Origin of the sequence: Novosphingobium rosa NBRC 15208 (assembly GCF_001598555.1) — a bacterium.
Lineage (GTDB): Bacteria > Pseudomonadota > Alphaproteobacteria > Sphingomonadales > Sphingomonadaceae > Novosphingobium > Novosphingobium rosa.
The window spans coordinates 45,281-62,739 of the sequence record NZ_BCZE01000032.1; the positions used below are offsets into that span (position 1 = coordinate 45,281).

A 17,459-nucleotide genomic window follows, 5' to 3' on the forward strand; every position below is an offset into this window, starting at 1 on the left:
GTTCTCTCCCGTCAGCGCGGCGTCACAGCGGCTGCAGCTTCATGTCGAGGTTCTTGAGCCCGTTGATGAAGTTCGACCGGAACCGGCGCGGCGGGGAGAGCAGTTCGAAGCTCTTGACCCGCTCTGCCAGCAAGTGAAACGCCACGCGCAATTGCATTTCCGCCAGCCGCGACCCCACGCAGACGTGTTGCCCGCTGCCGAAGCCCAGATGCTGGATGTTCCCGCGCGCGATGTCAAAGGAGTCTGGGTTGACGAAGACGGTTTCGTCGCGGTTGGCGGCGGTGTACCACATGACCACCTTGTCGCCTTTGGCGATCTGTTTGCCGCCAAGCTGGGTGTCCTGCGTGGCCGTGCGGCGCATATGCATCACCGGGCTGGCGTGGCGCACCATTTCGCGCACGGCGGTCTTGAGCAGGTCGGGGGTGGCGCGCAACTGCTCCCATTGCTCGGGATGGGCGGCGAAATTGACCATGGTGTGGCTCAGCGAGTTGCGGGTGGTTTCATTGGCGCCCACAAAGGCCAGGATCATATTGCCCAGAAAATCGCGGTAAGGCACCGGTTTTCCATCGATTTCGGCATTGGCCAGCAGGCTTGCCAGATCCGGGCCGGGGTTCTGGCGACGTTCGTCGAACAGGCGCTGGGTAAGGGCGAAAAAGCTGGTGAGGACTTGCGCCATGGCTTCCGAGCTTTGGCGGAAATCGGGGTCGTCCTCGCCGACGAAGGCGTTGGTCCAGTCGTAGAGATCGTGCCAGCCGATCTCAGGGGGCAGGTCGAACAGTTCGCAAAGGGTCATCAGGGGCAGAGGCGCGGAGAGAGCCTGCACCATATCCACACCTTCACCCAGCGGGATCGCATCGAGCAGCATGCGGCAACGCTGGGTGATGCGTTCCTCGATCCCCGCCAGACGCGCGGGCGAGACGGCGGGCATCATCAGCTTGCGATAGGCGGTGTGAACCGGCGGATCGATCGAGATGAAGGGGATGCCGATGGCGCTTTCGCCCGCGCCGGTCAGGCCCACCTCGTTTTCGTTGAAGATGCGGTGGCCGCCCATCTCATGCGCCGAAGAGAAGAGGGCGGGTTGGCGCGAGACCTCCACGATGTCGGCGTAGCGCAGCACCGCCCAGAAGCCGGGGCCGTCGCTTTCGGGGTTCCAGTAGACGCCCTCTTCGCGCCGCAATTGCGCAAAAAGCTCATGCGGCACGGCATTGACGTAGAGGTCTGGATTCTTGAGATCGGGCATGGTGGACCGCTCCGGCTCAGAAGGTCACGCGGGCGCTGACGCCGTAGGTGCGCGGGGTGGAGGGCACGAGGTAATTGTAGGGGAAGCCCGCGCCGCGCAAGTCCAGCCCATAGGCATAGACCTTGGCGTTGAAGGCATTGTTGACCCAGCCGCGCAGCTGATAGCGGCCATGCTTCCACACCAGCTGGGCGTTGACCTTGGCATAGCCGGCCTGCTGCAACTCGCTGTTCTGATTGGCGGCAGAGGCATTGAGCAGGTTGAAGGGCGTGAAATAGACATGCCCCGTATAGGCCAGATTGGGCGAGAAGGTTACTTCGTCTCCCGCGCCGCGATAAAGCGTCCAGTCCATGCCCGCCTGAGCGGTGAAATGGGGTGCGAAGGGCAGATCCTGCCCGGCCAGATTGACGCCTTGCAGCGTCAGCTCCTTATATTTGGCATGCAGCACGCCCACCGAGCCGTTGAAGGCCAGCGTGGGCATCACGCGCCAGCTTGCCTCCAGTTCCGCGCCATAGATTTCCGATTTGGGCGCATTGACCAGCACCGCCACCGGGCCGGGCAGCGTGTTCTGCAGCTGCTGGTTGGTGTAATCGTAATAGAAACCGGCGGTGGAGAAGGTGATGGCGCGATCGAAAAGATGGCCTTTCAAGCCAACTTCATAGGCGTTGACCCGCTCTGGCGAGACATAATTGATCCCGGTCTGCGATGTATAGGCCCCGCCATTGAACGCGCCCGAGCGATAACCCCGGTTGTAGCTGGCGTAGGCAAGAAGCCCCCCGTCGAATTTGTAGCTGAGCGCGGCGCGGCCCGTCAAAGCGCTGTTGCTGCCGCGCAGGCCGAAGCGTGCATTGGGGTCATAGGCGCAGCCTGCCGCATTGTAGCAGGGCACGGTGGTGGCCAGCGGGGTTTCCGGCGTACCGCCCAGAATGCCGCCGGCATAGAGATAGGCATAGCCATCGCCGTAATGCGATTTGTCCCAGGTTTCGCGCAGGCCCAGGGTCAGGGTCAGGCGCGGGGCGATCTCGTAATCGCCTTGCAGGAAGGCGGCCAGCGAGAAGCGGTTCTGCTGGTAATGCTGGAAGAAGCCGCCGGGCGTGAGATTGGTGGTTGCCGAGACAGGCACCACGCCGATGTTGAAATCATTGTCGGTGATCGTGCGGTCCCAGCCATAGAACACACCGCCGACGAGTTTCAACTTGCCGGATTCGTAGTTGAGGCGGGTTTCTTCGGTGAACTGGCGGAATTTGGAATGCCAGTTGATGTAAAGGCCGGGATAGCCATTGGCGGCGGCATAGGCGCCATCCTCGGGCGTGCCATCGGATTGCGCGCCCATGTTGAGGCGGCCGCCGTCGTAAGAGGTGATCGAGGTTACCGTCAGGCCGGGTTTGATTTCATAGGCGATGTTGGCCATCACGCCCCAGGCGCTGGTGCGAAAGCGCCCCACATTGCCCATGTTGACGGTGAAGAAATCCAGCCCCTTGCGTGCCGATGCATCGCCGAAAATGGCAGAGCCAGTGGGCTGGTCGCGCCCGGCATAGGCGCGGATCTTGATGTCCAGCCCGCTGCCGGTGGGGCGATAGCGCAGGGACATCCGGCCTTGCAGCGTGTCCTGACTGTCCGGATCGGGCGAACCGGGATGGATATTCTTGATCTGCCCGTCGCCCTTCACGTAATTGACCGCGGCGCGGATGCCCAGTTGGTTGTCGTCGAAGGTGGTTTCCACCGCGCCCTGCGCCGTGAAGGTGTTGAAATTGCCATAGCCGACATCGGCATAGCCGTTGGAGCCTTCCAGCTTGGGGCCTTTGGTGATGAAATTGATCGCTCCGCCGGTGGTGTTGCGCCCGAACAGCGTGCCTTGCGGGCCGCGCAGCACCTCGGCGCGGTCGAGGTCGAACAGGCCCATGCCATGGCTGGCGCGCGCCGCCAGATAGACGTCGTCCATATAGACGCCGACCGGCGAGACCTGGTTGGAGTTGTATTCATTGGCGACCGAAATGCCGCGCATGGAGAAATTGGGCTGGGCCGCGCCGAAATTGGTGCTGACCTGAAGATTGGGCACCACCTGCGACAAGGCAACCGAATTGGTGACGCCCTTGGTGGCCAGAGCCGCGCCACCCACTGCCGAAATGGCCAGCGGAACGGACAGCACAGATTCCGAACGGCGCTGCGCCGTCACCACGATCTCGCCATCCGAGGGCGTGTTGGCCTGCGCGGCCGGCTGGTCCTCGGCCAGTGCCGGACTTGCTAGGGCGATCAACGAAACTGTCGCCAGAATACGGAGGCAATCATTCACACCAATGGGCATTTTCCGTCTCCCTCAGCCTTGTCGACCATCGCCGCCTTTTCGCTTGTTCGAAGGCGGTCGAGGGCCGTGGCTGTTGAGCCTTGTCTAGCCGTCCTGCCGCGTGCTGGCTTTAGCCTCACCTGCTTTGCTTTTTGACATTTCGTGCCTTGCCCTTGCGCCGGCGGGGCTTGGGCTGCTTCACCGGGGCTGCAACGCCAGAATAAAAGAGATGGAGAGGTTCCTTGCAGCATCCCCGCCACCATGCCGCAGCAAAGCCGGAAAGAATCGCCTGCCTCTGCGCTGAAACCGGCGCGAAACAGACCTATGCCGATCTGGAAGGCGCCGCCAACCGGGGGGCGCATCTGCTGCGCAGCATAGGCCTGCAGCGCGGCGATGTGATGGCGGTGATGCTGGACAATGAACCGGCGGTTTTCGCCATTGGCTGGGCGGCGGAACGGTCAGGGCTTTATCTCACCAGCGTCTCCACCAAATTGAGCATCGCCGATGCCGCCTATATCCTCAATGATTGCGGGGCGCGAGTGCTGGTTGTCTCGGACCGGCTGGACGCGATGGGCGCGCAGATCGTGGCGGCCTGCCCGGGCGTGACGCTGTACCGGGTCAGTGATTGGCAAAGAGCCTGCGCCGATCAGCCTGCCACGCCGATCCTCGATGAGAGCCCGGGGGCCGATATGCTCTATTCCTCGGGCACCACGGGGCGACCCAAGGGGATCAAGCCGCCTCTGCCCGAGGGTGCGCTGGGCGAGGAGACTGCCCTGATGCGCATGGGCGCGGGGCTCTATGGCATGGATGGCGAGATGGTCTATCTTTCGACCTCGCCGCTTTACCATGCCGCGCCGCTGCGCTGGGCGATGACGGTGCAGCGCTTTGGCGGCACGGTGCTGATCATGCCGCGCTTCGATGCCGAAACCGCGCTGGCGCTGATCGAACAGCACGGGGTGACGCATGGCACATGGGTGCCCACGCATTTCGTGCGGCTGCTCAAGCTGCCGGAGGCGGTGCGGGGGCGTTACGATCTCTCGTCCCAGCGCGCGGCGATCCATGCCGGGGCGCCATGCCCTGTTGCCGTCAAGCAGGCGATGATCGACTGGTGGGGGCCGATCATCGAGGAATATTATTCCGGCACGGAAATGTGCGGCATCACCGCTTTGTCCGCCGCGCAGTGGCTGGAGCGGCCGGGATCGGTGGGCAGAGCGGTGCTGGGCACGATCCGCATTCTCGATGATGAGGGCGTGGCATGTCCGGCGGGGCAGGTGGGCAACATCTACTTCGCCGATGGCCCGGCATTTGAATATCACAACGATCCGGCCAAGACGGCGGCAGCGCATAACAGCCAGGGCTGGGCGACGCTGGGCGATATCGGCCGGCTGGACGAGGACGGATTTCTGTTCCTGACCGACCGCAAGAACTTCATGATTATCTCGGGTGGCGTCAACATCTACCCTCAGGAGATCGAGAATGTTCTGATTTCCCACCCCGATGTCGCCGATGTGGCGGTGATCGGCGTGCCGGATGAAGAGTTGGGCGAAACCGTGCTGGCCGTGGTGCAGCCGGTCGAGGGTGTGGCAGGCGATCAGCGCCTTGCCGAAGCCTTGCGTGTCTATGCCCGCAACGGGCTTGGCGGGGTCAAGACGCCGAGGCATTTCGAATTCCGTCATGATCCGCTGCGTGAGCCGACCGGCAAGCTGCTGAAAGCCAAATTGATCGCCGAATTCAAGGCGCGGGGTTCAGTCCCCGGCTAACAGCCGGGCGTTTTTCGCCACCACATCCAGCAGCCAGTCCATGGTGACGCGGATGCGCTGCAGCCCATGCGTGTCCTTATGCGTCACCAGCCAGAAGCTGCGGGTGATGCGCTGCTGCGGCAGCACGCGCACCAGCGCCGGATCGGAATCGCCGATAAAGCAGGGCAGCACGCCCACGCCGACATGCGAGGTCAGCAGGATATGCTGCGCCAGAATGGAGGTCGATCGCAGGCTGGCCGCCAGATTGCTGTCGATGTCGCGCAGGTAATTGAGTTCGGGCGCATAAACCAGTTCGGGCACATAGCCGACCAACTGGTGCCCGCTGCGCAGGTCGGCAGGCGAAAGAATGGGCTTGTGGCGATCGAGATAATCCCGGCTGGCATAAAGCCGCAGCGCATAGTTGGACAATTTGCGCGCCACCAGCGGCCCGGTTTTCGGGCGCGAGAGCAGCACGGCAATATCGGCCTCGCGCCGCGATGGGCTGAGGAACCCGTTGGAAGCCACCAGATCGACCGTCAGCCCGGGATAGCGCGCGGCAAAATCGCCCAGATGCCGCGCCACCACCCAGCTGCCGAAGCCTTCCGACACGCTGATGCGCACCGTGCCGCTGGGGCCAGCCTGCGCATTGGCCTTGTCCCGCGCATTGTCCAGCTCGCTGGTGGCCATGGACATGCGCTCCACCACCTCCAGCAGCTTTTCGCCCGCCGGGGTCAGCACCTGTCCCTCGCGGGTCTGTTCGAACAGCGTGGCGCCCATCTGGCTTTCCAGACGGCGCAGCCGCCGCCCGATGGTGGTGGCGTCCATGCCCATGATCCGCCCGGCGCGCGCCAGCTGCCCGGTGCGCGCAATCGCCAGAAAAGCCTGAAAATCGCTCCAGTCCATTGCCTGCATAATTGCAGGTCTAGCGAGCATTCTTGCCTGTTGCCAGTATTTTTTGGCCCTATAGACTTCACCCAAAGTCAGACTCTGGGAAGGATTTTGGACATGCGTTTCATCGATCACCTGATCGTCGGCGGTGCTGGCGGGAATCCGGCTCGCAAGGCGTCGGTCTTCAACCCCTCGACCGGCCAGGTGCAGGCCGAAGTGGCGCTGGGCGATGCCGCCCTGCTGGACAGGGCCGTGCAGGCCGCTCTGGCCGCGCAGCCCGCCTGGGCCGCCACCAACCCGCAGCGCCGCGCCCGCGTGATGTTCGAGTTCAAGCGGCTGGTCGAGGCCAATATGCAGGACCTGGCCGAACTGCTCGCCACCGAGCATGGCAAGGTCACCGCCGACGCCAAGGGCGATATCCAGCGCGGGCTTGAGGTGATCGAATTCGCCTGCGGCATCCCCCATGCGCTCAAGGGCGAGTTCACCAATGGCGCCGGGCCGGGCATCGATGTCTATTCGATGCGTCAGCCCGTCGGCATCGGCGCGGGGATCACGCCTTTCAACTTCCCCGCCATGATCCCGATGTGGATGTTCGGCGTGGCCATCGCCTGTGGCAATGCCTTTATCCTCAAGCCTTCCGAGCGCGACCCTTCCGTCCCCGTGCGCCTTGTCGAGCTGATGCTTGAGGCTGGCGCGCCAGAGGGCATCCTGCAATGCGTGCATGGCGACAAGGAGATGGTGGACGCCATCCTCGACCACCCCGCCATCGGCGCGATCAGCTTCGTGGGCTCATCCGACATCGCCAATTACGTCTATCAGCGCGGCGCGGCCAACGGCAAGCGCGTGCAGGCGATGGGCGGGGCCAAGAACCACGGCATCATCATGCCCGATGCCGACATCGACCGCGCGGTGAACGATCTGGTCGGCGCGGCCTTCGGCTCGGCGGGCGAGCGCTGCATGGCGTTGCCGGTGGTGGTGCCCGTTGGCGAAGGCACGGCTGAAAAGCTGATCGACAAGCTGATCCCCGAGATCACCGCGCTCAATGTCGGCACCAGCCTCGATCCTTCGGCGCATTATGGGCCGGTGGTCACCGCGGAACACAAGGCGCGGGTCGAAGACTGGATCGGCACATGCGAGGCCGAAGGCGGCAAGATCCTGATCGACGGACGCGGCTTCACCCCGCAGGGGCTGGAGGGCGGCTTCTATGTCGGCCCCACGCTGATCGACCATGTGACGCCCGATATGGACAGCTATCACAACGAGATCTTCGGCCCCGTGCTGCAGATCGTGCGCGCGCCCGATTTCGAGACGGCGCTCAGCCTGCCCAGCAAGCATCAATATGGCAATGGCGTGGCGATCTTCACCCGCAACGGCCATGCCGCGCGTGAATTCGCCGCGCGGGTGAACGTGGGCATGGTGGGCATCAACGTGCCGATCCCGGTGCCGGTGGCCTATCACACCTTCGGCGGCTGGAAGCGCTCCGCCTTCGGCGACACCAACCAGCACGGCATGGAAGGCGTGAAGTTCTGGACCAAGGTGAAGACCATCACGGCGCGCTGGCCCGACAGCACGCCCGAGGGTGGCAACGCCTTCATCATCCCCACCATGGGTTGATGGGGAAGCCGGACCGATGACCGACGCTTTCGCGCTGAATGAAGACCAGCGCTCGATCCAGGAGGCCGCGGCGCGTTTCACCGCCTCGGCCCTCACCCCCCACGCCGCGCAATGGGACGAGGACCACAGCTTCCCGCGTGAGGCGGTCAGCGCGGCGGGCGAGATGGGTTTCGGCGCGATTTATGTCAGCGAGGCGGGCGGCGGCATCGGTCTGGGCCGTCTGGACGCGGCTCTGGTGATCGAGGCGATGGCCTATGGTTGCCCGACCACGGCGGCCTTCATCTCGATCCACAATATGGCGACATGGATGATCGACCGCTTCGGCAATGAGGCGTTGAAAGCGCGGCATCTGCCGGGGCTGGTCGGCATGCAGACGCTGGCCTCCTATTGCCTGACCGAGCCGGGTTCCGGGTCGGACGCCGCCGCGCTGCGCACCACGGCGCGGCGCGATGGCGATGATTATGTCCTGAATGGCAGCAAACAGTTCATCACTGGCGCGGGGGTGAACGATGTCTATGTCATCATGGTGCGCACCGGAGAGGCCGGGGCCAGAGGCATTTCCTGCTTTCTGGTGGAAAAGGGCATGCCGGGGCTCTCCTTTGGCGCGCCGGAGAAGAAGCTGGGCTGGAACGCCTCGCCCACGGCGCAGGTGATCCTCGAGGATGTGCGCGTGCCCGCCGGCAACATGCTGGGCGTGGAGGGCGACGGCTTCAAGATCGCCATGGCCGGGATCGACGGCGGGCGCGTCAACATCGGCGCCTGCTCGCTGGGCGGGGCGCAGCGCTGCCTGGACGAGGCGATCGCCTACACCAAGGAGCGCAGGCAGTTCGGCCAGCCCATCGCCGATTTTCAGAACACCCAGTTCCAGCTGGCCGATATGGCCACCGAACTGGCCGCCGCGCGCACGCTGCTCTACACCGCCGCCAGCAAGGTGAGCGCGGGCGCGCCCGACAAGACCGCCTATGCGGCCATGGCCAAGCGTTTCGCCACCGACACCGGCTCCAGCGTGGTGGACCGCGCTTTGCAGATGCTGGGCGGCTATGGCTATCTGAAGGATTATCCCATCGAACGCTTCTGGCGCGATTTGCGTGTTCACCGCATCCTTGAAGGCACCAATGAGGTGATGCGCCTGATCGTGGCGCGGGATCTGCTGAAATGAGCGCGGAACTGCTGACCCGCACAGAGGGCGCGGCGGGCGTCCTTTCGCTCAACCGCCCGCGCGCGATCCATGCCCTGACGCTGGAGATGGTGCGCGCCATGACCGAGGCGCTGCTGGCGTGGCGCGACGATCCCGCCGTGCATCTGGTGCTGATCGACCATGCTGTCGATCCGGGCGGCGCCCCCAAGCTGTCGCGCGGCTTTTGCTCGGGCGGCGACATCACCCTGCTGCGCCATTCCGCGCTGGAGGATGGCGGCGAGGAAGGGCGGCGGTTCTTCTTCGAGGAATACCGCCTCAACCATCTGCTCTTTACGTATCCCAAGCCGGTGATCGCCTTTATGGATGGCATCACCATGGGCGGTGGCGTGGGGATCAGCCAACCGGCGCGGCTGCGCGTGGCGACGCAGAACACCCGTTTCGCCATGCCGGAAAGCGGGATCGGCCTGTTCCCCGATGTCGGCGGGGGCTGGTATCTCTCGCGGTTGCAGGGGCGGCTTGGTCAATATCTGGCGCTGACCGGGGCGCGGCTGGATGGCGCGGAATGCCTGTGGGCCGGCCTTGCCACCCACTACCTGCCCGCCGCCAGCCTGCCCGATGCCAAGGCGCGGATCATCGTGGGTGAGGCGCCCGCGGCGGTGTTGCAGGCTCTGGCCATCACGCCGCCCGCGCCGGCTCTTGCCGAACATGCCCCGGACATCGCGCGCCTCTTTGCCAGCGACACGCTGGAGGGGATCATCGCCGCGCTGGAACAGGATTGCGGCGCCTTCGCCGCGCAAACCCTGACCACCATCGGCACCAAAAGCCCCACCACCTGCAAGGTTTCGCTGCGGCAACTGGCGCAGAGCCTGACCCTGCCTGATTTCGCCGCCAATATGGCGATGGAATATCGCATCGGCAGCCGCGTGCTGATGCTGCCCGATTTCGTCGAGGGGGTGCGCGCGGTGATCGTCGAAAAGGACAATGCCCCGGCATGGAGCCCCGCCACACCCGAAGCGGTGAGCGAGGCCATGCTGGATGCGATCTTCGCCGCTCTCCCCGCATCACAGGAATGGACCCCGCTATGAGTTATGAAACGATCCTTGTTGAACGCAAGGGCGCGGTGAGCCTGATCACGCTCAACCGGCCCAAGGCGCTCAATGCCTTAAATTCTCAGGTCTGCGCCGAGCTGGTCTCCGCCTTCGCCGCTTTCGAGGCCGATGATACGCAGGGCTGCGCCGTGCTGACCGGCAGCGGCGAAAAGGCCTTCGCGGCGGGCGCCGACATCAAGGAAATGGTCGACAAACAGGCCGCCGATTTCTTCCTTGAGGACTTCTTTGCCGACTGGAACGCGAAGCTGGTGCGCACCACGCGCAAGCCCTGGATCGCGGCGGTCAATGGCTTTGCGCTGGGCGGCGGCTGCGAACTGGCGATGATGGCCGATTTCATCATCGCTTCCGACACCGCCAAATTCGGCCAGCCCGAGATCAAGTTGGGCGTGGCGCCGGGCATGGGCGGGTCACAGCGTCTGGCCCGCGCCGTGGGCAAGGCCAAGGCGATGGACATGTGCCTGACGGGCCGCATGATGGACGCCGCCGAGGCGGAACGCGGCGGGCTGGTGGCGCGCGTGGTGCCGCTGGCGGATCTGCTGGATGAGGCGTTGAAGGCGGCGGAGACCATCGCCAGCATGCCGCGCATGGCGGCGATGGCGAATAAGGAGATGGTCAACATCGCCTTTGAAACCACGCTGGATCAGGGCCTGTTGCAGGAACGCCGCCTGTTCCAGATCCTCACCGCTTCGCAGGACAAGGCCGAGGGCATGAGCGCCTTCGTGGAAAAGCGTCAAGCCAACTGGACGGGGCGTTAAGCCTCGCGACTTTAAGGAGAGGTCATCATGAAGATCGCCATCATCGGTCTGGGCAATATGGGCGGCGGCATGGCCGCGAACCTTGTGAAAGCGGGCCATCAGGTGCAGGCCTTCGATCTGGCCGAGCCCGCGCTGGAACGCGCCCGCGCCAATGGCTGCGCGTGCTTCGCCACGGTGCGCGAGGCGGTGGCCGGGGTGGAAGCGGTGGTCACCATGCTGCCCAATGGCGCCATCGTGCGCGCGGTCTATGGCAATGATGTGATCGGCCATGCGCCTGCCGGGGCGCTGCTGCTCGATTGCTCCACCATCGATGTCGCCAGTGCGCGCGATGTCGCGGCGCAGGCCGAGGCTGCGGGCTATCGCATGGTCGATGCGCCGGTTTCGGGCGGGATCGCGGCGGCCAATGGCGGCACGCTGACCTTCATGGTCGGCGGCACGGATGAGGCTTTCGCGGCGGCGGAACCGATCCTGAGCAACATGGGCAAAGCGGTGATCCATGCCGGGGCCAGCGGTGCGGGACAGGCCGCGAAAATCTGCAACAACATGCTGCTGGGCGCGTCCATGGTGGCGACCTGCGAGACCTTCAAACTGGCCGAGCGGCTGGGGCTCGATCTCCAGACCTTTTACGACATTTCCTCCAAGGCCTCGGGCCAGTGCTGGTCGATGACCTCCTATTGCCCCGTGCCCGGCGTGGGTCCGCAGACCCCTGCCGACAATGGCTATCAGGGCGGTTTCGCCACCGCGCTGATGCTCAAGGATCTCACCCTGGCCATGGCGGCGGCGCAGGAGGCGGGAGCGCCGGTGCCGATGGGGCATCTGGCTCAGGAACTCTATGCCGCTTTCGATGCGCAGGGGCAGGGCGGCGCGGATTTCTCCGCCATCATCAAGACGCTCTGACAGGGACCGGCTGCCGGGGGATCAGCGAGGCCGAAATCCCCCGGCCAGCACATGCACCAGATCCGCCGCAATTGTTGCCGGCGTTTCGGCCCCCTGCGGATTGTGCCAGCGTGCGGGCCAGTTCAGCGCGCCTGCCAGGGCAAATGCCAGCATCTTGGGATCGACGGGCGCGATCGAGCCATCCTCGATCCCGTCGCGGATCAGCTGGCGCATGGCGCTGTCGATCTGGCGCTTGAGCGCGTGAAACTGCTGACGGCTTTCCGGGCTCAGCGCCTCGTCGCTGGTTCGGACCACGCAGCGCCCGAAATCATCCATGTTGATTTCCGCATAGCGGGTGAGGAAGGCGATCAGCCGGTCGATCCCCTGTCCGGGGCGCTGGCGTGAGGCCTCCGCCGCCTCCAGCAATTGCGACAGGCCTATCGTCACACACTCGAACAGCACCTGATCCTTGTTGCCCAGATAGTGGTAGATCGTGGGCTTGGAGACCCCCAGCCGCGCCGCCACATCGTCGAGCGAGGTCTGGTGAAACCCCCTTTCGTTGAACATCTGCACCGCCGCGCGCAGCACCGCATCGCGCTTGGCCTGGCGCGCGCTGCTGCGCTGTTGCGGGGTCTGAAAGGGGGAGGGAGGGCTTTCCAAAAATGACTCCTGCAAAATCGCCCGACAGGCGCGAGGGAAGGCTTGACACGAAACCAGCCCGAAGACAATCTACTCACCAGTAGAAAATAGACTGGAGAGTTTATGATTCTCTCTGACACACAGCAGGCTGTGCAGGAGATGGTGCGGGATTTCGCGCAGCAACGGCTTTACCCCAACGCCCTGCGCTATGAGGCCGATGGTGGCTATCCCTCTGATCTCTTTCCCGAAATGGCCCAGCTTGGTCTGATGGGCATGACCGCGCCGGAAGGCGCCGGTGGGGCCGGGGTGGATTATGTCAGCTATGCGCTGGCGCTGATCGAGATTGCCGCGGGGGATGGTGCGCTCTCGACGATCCTGTCGATCCACAACAGCCTGATCGTCTCGGCGCTGCTGCGCTATGGCAATGCCGCGCAGCAGGGGCGCTTCCTGCCCGACCTGATCGCGGGGCGTTACACCGGCGCCTTCGCCCTGACCGAGACGGATGCCGGATCGGATGCCGCCGCCCTGCGCACCCGCGCCACACGGGTGGAAGGCGGCTGGCGGCTGAACGGCGCCAAGCAGTTCATCTCCAACGGGCGTATCGGCAAGCTGGCGATCACCTTTGCGGTCAGCGATCCGGCGGCGGGCAAGAAGGGCATCAGCGCCTTTCTGGTGCCCACCGACAGCCCCGGCTACGGCGTCGACAAGGTGGAGCACAAGCTGGGCCAGTCCGCATCGGACACCTGCGCCATCCGCTTCGACGACGTTTTCGTGCCCGATGATCTGGTGCTGGGCATGCCGGGCGAGGGCTATCGCATCGCCCTCTCCAATCTTGAGGCCGGGCGCATCGGCATCGCGGCCCAGAGCATCGGCATGGCGCAGGCCGCTCTGGAGATCGCCATCGCCTATGCGAAAGACCGCAAGAGCTTCGGCCAGCCCATCATCGAGCATCAGGCCGTGGGCCATCGCCTCGCCGATCTGGCCGCGAAGCTGGAGGCCGCGCGCCAGTTGGTGCTGCACGCCGCCGCCGTGAAGGATACGGGCGCCTCCTGCCTGAAGGAAGCCTCGATGGCCAAGCTGGTCGCCTCTGAAACGGCGGAGGCGGTGGTCTCTGGCGCGATCCAGACTTTGGGCGGCTACGGCTATCTGGAAGAATATCGCGTCGCCAAGATCTATCGCGATGTGCGGGTCTGCCAGATCTACGAGGGCACGTCCGACATTCAGCGCATGGTGATCTCGCGGGCGCTGGCGGAGTAGTCCGCGCCGCCCCCATAACATCAAAATTCAGGAGAGAATGCATGGATATCAGCGGATTGGCAGCCATCGTCACCGGCGGCGCATCGGGCCTAGGCGCGGCGACGGCGGAATTGCTGACCTCGCGCGGCGCGAAGGTCACGCTGTTCGATCTCAATGCCGAGGTCGGTCAGGCCAAGGCGCGGGAGATCGGCGGGGCTTTCGTGCAGGTGGATGTCACCGATGCCTCCAGCGTCGAACAGGCGATTGCGCAGGCCGAGGCCGCCCATGGCAAGGCGCGCATTCTGGTCAATTGCGCGGGAATCGCCCCGCCCGCCAAGGTCATCAACCGCGAGGGCGCGCCGCTGCCGCTGGCCAGCTTCGCCAAGATCATCAACATCAATCTGATCGGCACCTTCAATGTGCTGTCGCAATTCGCGGCGCGGATTTTCGATGCCGAAACCCTCAATGAGGATGGCGAGCGCGGCATCATCGTGAACACCGCCAGCGTGGCGGCTTTCGATGGCCAGATCGGCCAGCCCGCCTATGCCGCCAGCAAGGGCGGCGTGGTGGCCATGGCGCTGCCCATCGCCCGCGAATTCGCGCGCTATGGCATCCGTGTCAACACCATCGCGCCGGGCATTTTCTGGACTCCGATGCTGGCGGGCCTGCCTCAGGAAGCGCAGGATTCGCTGGGCAAGCAGACACCCTTTCCCAGCCGCCTTGGCCACCCCGGCGAATATGCCAAAATGGTCGAGGCGATGATCGCCAACCCCATGCTGAACGGCGAAGTCGTCCGTCTGGACGGCGCGATCCGGCTGGCTGCGAAATGAGCGCGATCTCCCCCGAGGTGCTGGCGCTGGCCGACCGCGTGGAGGCGTTTGTGCGCAACATCGTGGCGCCCTATGAGCAGGACGAGCGCCGCGACCACCATGGCGCACCGACCGACGAGCTGGTCTATGAACTGCGCGAAAAGGCGCGCGAGGCCGGCGTGCTCACCCCGCATATCCGGCCCGATGGCAGCCATCTCACCCAGCGCGAAACGGCGGTTGTGTTGATCCGCTCCGGTCTCTCGCCGCTCGGCCCGCTGGCCTGCAACACGGCGGCCCCGGATGAGGGCAATATGTATCTGATCCGCCATGTCGCCAGCCCGGCTTTGCAGGAGCGTTTCCTCAAGCCGCTGGTGGAGGGGCGCACCCGTTCGGCCTTTTTCATGACCGAGCCTGCCGAGCTGCAGGGCGCGGGGGCCGATCCCTCGATGATGATCACCACCACAAGGCGGGATGGCAATCACTGGGTGGTGAATGGCAAGAAGTGCTTCATCACCGGGGCGGATGGCGCGGGTGTGGGCATTGTCATGGCGCGGTCCGAGGAAGAGGATGCGCCCGGAGCCTGCATGTTCCTGGTCGATCTGCCCGATCCGGCGATCACCATCACCGGCGTGCCCAACACCATCGACAATTCCATGCCCGGCAGCCATGCCGAACTGACCATCGAGAACCTGCGCATCCCAGCCGACCAGATGCTGGGGCAGGCGGGCGAGGGGTTCAAATATGCGCAGGTGCGCCTCAGCCCGGCGCGGCTCTCGCATTGCATGCGCTGGCTGGGGGCCTGCATCCGTGCGCAGGAGATCGCCACCGATTACGCCTGCCGCCGCCACGCCTTCGGCAAGCAGCTGATCGAGCATGAGGGCGTGGGCTTCATGCTGGCCGAGAACCGCATCCTGCTCAAGCAAAGTGAGCTGATGATCGACTGGTGCGCCAGCGTGCTGGACACCGGCGCGCTGGGCGCGGTGGAAAGCTCGATGACCAAGGTCTCGGTCTCCGAGGCATTGATGAAGGTGGCCGACAATTGCGTGCAGGCGATGGGCGGCACGGGCGTCACCGACAAGACCATCGTCGAGCAGGTGTTCCGCGAAATCCGCGCCTTCCGCATCTATGACGGCCCGACCGAGGTCCATAAATGGAGCCTCGCCAAGGCCATCCGCCGTGAATGGAGGCAGGCCCATGGCTGAGGATATCGCCGAAGCCAACACCGGCGCGGGGGAGCTGCGCACCGCGCTGGATGTGGCGGCGCTGGAAGGCTGGCTGGCGGCGCATGTCGCCGGTTTTGCCGGGCCGCTGACGATCAGTCAGTTCAACGGTGGCCAGTCCAACCCGACCTATCGGCTGGAGACGCCCGGCAAGCGCTATGTGCTGCGCCGCAAGCCTGCCGGGCCGATCCTCAAAGGTGCGCATGATGTGCTGCGCGAGGCACGGGTGCAGCAGGCTCTGGCCGGCAGCGGCGTGCCGGTGGCGGGCATTCTGGGGGTCTGTGAGGACGAGGCGGTGATCGGCAGCGCCTTCTATGTGATGGAGATGGTGGAGGGCCGGGTCTTCTGGGACGCGGCTTTCACGCAAGTGCCGCAAGATCGGCGCGCCGCCTATTATGACGAGATGAACCGCGTGATCGCCGCGCTGCATGGCGTGGACCACGAGGCTGTGGGCCTTGGCGATTACGGCCGCCCCGGCAATTATTTCGAACGCCAGATCACCCGCTGGACCCGCCAGTACGAAGCTGATGACCTTGCCGGTCGCGATGTCGATATGGATGCTCTGGTGGCATGGCTGCCCGGCGCCATCCCGGCGGGCGATGAAACCACCATCGTCCATGGCGATTTCCGCTGCGACAACATGATCTTCCACCCCACTGAGCCGCGCATTCTGGCGGTGCTGGACTGGGAGCTGTCCACGCTGGGCCATCCTCTGGCCGATTTCGCCTATCACGCGATGATGTACCGCATGCCGCCCGATATCGTGGCCGGGCTGGGCGGCGCCGATCCCGTGGCCTTGGGCCTGCCCACGGAGGCGGAGTACATCGCCACCTATTGCGCCCGCACCGGGCGTGAGCGCATCGCCAATTGGGATTTCTACATCGCCTTCCAGTTCTTCCGTCTGGCGGCGATCTTTCACGGCATCAAGGGGCGCGTGCTGCGCGGCAATGCCTCCAACGCTCAGGCGGCGGCCCGGGCGCAGGCCTTCCCCCGCCTGACGCGCCTTGCCCGCGAAGCCATGGAGGCCTGCGCATGAGCGACCAAACCGTTCTGCTGCGCCGCGATGGCCCGGTTGCCGTGCTGACGCTCAACCGTCCGGATGCGGGCAACACCGTGAACATGCCTCTGGCGCTGGCGCTGGAACAGGCGGTGGACGATGTGCTGGCCGATCCCGCGCTGCGCTGCGTGGTGCTGACGGGCGCGGGCAAGCTGTTTTGCGGCGGCGGCGATATCGCCAGCTTTGCGCAGGCGGCGGATGCTTCGGCCTTCCTCTTCGATCTGGCCAGCGCGTTGCACCGCTCGGTCAGCAAGCTGGCGCATGGCGGCAAGCCGCTGGTCACGCTGATCAATGGCCCGGCGGCGGGGGCGGGGCTCAGCCTGGCGCTGCTGGGGGATATCGTTCTTGCCTCCGCCTCGGCGCATTTTACCGCCGCCTATGGTCTGGTCGGGCTGACGCCGGATGGCGGGATGAGCTGGCTGCTGCCACGCCTCGTCGGCCTGCGCCGCGCTCAGGAGATCATCCTCACCAACCGCCGCATCGGCGCGCAGGAAGCGCAGGCCATCGGTCTGGTCACGCGCGTGGTTGATGCAGAGGCCCTGCTGGAAGAGGGCATGGCGCTGGCCCACACGCTGGCCACCGGGCCGACAGCGGCTCTGGGCGGGGCGCGCGACTTGCTCGCCGCCGGTTTCCAGAACGATCTCGACAGCCATCTCGCCCTTGAGGCCAGCCGCATTGCCCGGGCCGGCGCCAGCGATGAGGCGCGCGAAGGCATCGCCGCCTTCCTCACCCGCCGCAAACCCCAGTTTACCGAAAGGACTCCCTCATGAGCGAAGCCTATATCGTCGAAGCAGCGCGCACCGCCGGTGGCAAGCGCAAGGGCGCTCTGGCCGAATGGCATCCCGCCGATATGGCGGG

Annotated in this window: 15 protein-coding genes; 11 read left to right on the plus strand and 4 right to left on the minus strand. The window is 65.0% G+C overall.

Features of this window, described 5'->3' with window-relative positions:
- Window positions 1–22: 22 nt before the first annotated feature.
- Both SR3_RS13395 and SR3_RS13400 read right to left on the minus strand, forming a co-directional pair.
- Window positions 23–1,240: a cytochrome P450 gene (locus tag SR3_RS13395; protein ID WP_068086708.1), complete on the minus strand. Its 1,218-nt coding sequence runs from the start codon at window positions 1,238–1,240 to the stop codon at window positions 23–25.
- Between the two features lie 16 nt (window positions 1,241–1,256).
- The gene (locus tag SR3_RS13400; RefSeq protein WP_245653906.1) at window positions 1,257–3,494 is read right to left on the minus strand and encodes a TonB-dependent receptor; all 2,238 of its coding nucleotides are present in this window, start codon (window positions 3,492–3,494) and stop codon (window positions 1,257–1,259) included.
- Between the two features lie 269 nt (window positions 3,495–3,763).
- Between SR3_RS13400 and SR3_RS13405 the strand changes: the two genes are divergently transcribed.
- Window positions 3,764–5,281 (plus strand): acyl-CoA synthetase, encoded by a 1,518-nt coding sequence (locus tag SR3_RS13405; RefSeq protein WP_068086714.1) that lies wholly within the window; start codon window positions 3,764–3,766, stop codon window positions 5,279–5,281.
- On the opposite strand, the gene SR3_RS13410 is transcribed toward SR3_RS13405, so the two are convergent.
- Window positions 5,267–6,172, minus strand: a complete 906-nt coding sequence (locus SR3_RS13410) for a LysR family transcriptional regulator (protein WP_068086717.1) — start codon at window positions 6,170–6,172, stop codon at window positions 5,267–5,269. The genes SR3_RS13405 and SR3_RS13410 overlap by 15 nt on opposite strands.
- A 93-nt stretch (window positions 6,173–6,265) precedes the next feature.
- On the opposite strand from SR3_RS13410, the gene SR3_RS13415 reads away from it, so the two are divergent.
- The 5 genes from SR3_RS13415 to mmsB are packed head-to-tail and all read left to right on the plus strand — an operon-like array spanning window position 6,266 to window position 11,661.
- Window positions 6,266–7,762, plus strand: a complete 1,497-nt coding sequence (locus SR3_RS13415) for a CoA-acylating methylmalonate-semialdehyde dehydrogenase (RefSeq protein WP_068086720.1) — start codon at window positions 6,266–6,268, stop codon at window positions 7,760–7,762.
- Between the two features lie 16 nt (window positions 7,763–7,778).
- The gene (locus SR3_RS13420) at window positions 7,779–8,921 is read left to right on the plus strand and encodes an acyl-CoA dehydrogenase family protein (protein ID WP_068086723.1); all 1,143 of its coding nucleotides are present in this window, start codon (window positions 7,779–7,781) and stop codon (window positions 8,919–8,921) included.
- Window positions 8,918–9,985: an enoyl-CoA hydratase/isomerase family protein gene (locus SR3_RS13425; protein ID WP_068086725.1), complete on the plus strand. Its 1,068-nt coding sequence runs from the start codon at window positions 8,918–8,920 to the stop codon at window positions 9,983–9,985. Before SR3_RS13420 ends, SR3_RS13425 begins: the two co-directional genes overlap by 4 nt.
- The gene (locus SR3_RS13430) at window positions 9,982–10,764 is read left to right on the plus strand and encodes an enoyl-CoA hydratase-related protein (RefSeq protein WP_068086727.1); all 783 of its coding nucleotides are present in this window, start codon (window positions 9,982–9,984) and stop codon (window positions 10,762–10,764) included. Before SR3_RS13425 ends, SR3_RS13430 begins: the two co-directional genes overlap by 4 nt.
- Window positions 10,765–10,791: 27 nt before the next feature.
- Window positions 10,792–11,661: a 3-hydroxyisobutyrate dehydrogenase gene (gene mmsB / locus SR3_RS13435; protein WP_068086729.1), complete on the plus strand. Its 870-nt coding sequence runs from the start codon at window positions 10,792–10,794 to the stop codon at window positions 11,659–11,661.
- A 21-nt stretch (window positions 11,662–11,682) separates the two neighbouring features.
- Here the strand turns inward: mmsB and SR3_RS13440 are convergent, their stop codons facing one another.
- Window positions 11,683–12,300, minus strand: coding sequence for a TetR/AcrR family transcriptional regulator (locus SR3_RS13440; RefSeq protein WP_068086732.1), 618 nt, complete (start codon window positions 12,298–12,300; stop codon window positions 11,683–11,685).
- Window positions 12,301–12,402: 102 nt separating this feature from the next.
- Between SR3_RS13440 and SR3_RS13445 the strand changes: the two genes are divergently transcribed.
- The 5 genes from SR3_RS13445 to SR3_RS13465 are packed head-to-tail and all read left to right on the plus strand — an operon-like array spanning window position 12,403 to window position 17,371.
- Window positions 12,403–13,536 (plus strand): acyl-CoA dehydrogenase family protein, encoded by a 1,134-nt coding sequence (locus SR3_RS13445; RefSeq protein WP_068086734.1) that lies wholly within the window; start codon window positions 12,403–12,405, stop codon window positions 13,534–13,536.
- A gap of 41 nt (window positions 13,537–13,577) precedes the next feature.
- Window positions 13,578–14,345 carry an SDR family NAD(P)-dependent oxidoreductase gene (locus SR3_RS13450; RefSeq protein ID WP_068086735.1) on the plus strand — a complete coding sequence of 256 codons (768 nt, stop codon included), beginning with the start codon at window positions 13,578–13,580 and terminating at the stop codon, window positions 14,343–14,345.
- A complete protein-coding gene (locus SR3_RS13455; RefSeq protein ID WP_068086737.1) occupies window positions 14,342–15,526 on the plus strand; it encodes an acyl-CoA dehydrogenase family protein in 1,185 nt (394 codons plus the stop codon). Before SR3_RS13450 ends, SR3_RS13455 begins: the two co-directional genes overlap by 4 nt.
- On the plus strand, window positions 15,519–16,580 hold the full coding sequence (locus SR3_RS13460; protein WP_068086740.1) for a phosphotransferase family protein: 1,062 nt from the start codon (window positions 15,519–15,521) through the stop codon (window positions 16,578–16,580). Before SR3_RS13455 ends, SR3_RS13460 begins: the two co-directional genes overlap by 8 nt.
- Window positions 16,577–17,371 carry an enoyl-CoA hydratase/isomerase family protein gene (locus SR3_RS13465; protein ID WP_068086745.1) on the plus strand — a complete coding sequence of 265 codons (795 nt, stop codon included), beginning with the start codon at window positions 16,577–16,579 and terminating at the stop codon, window positions 17,369–17,371. Before SR3_RS13460 ends, SR3_RS13465 begins: the two co-directional genes overlap by 4 nt.
- The last annotated feature ends 88 nt before the right edge of the window (window positions 17,372–17,459 follow it).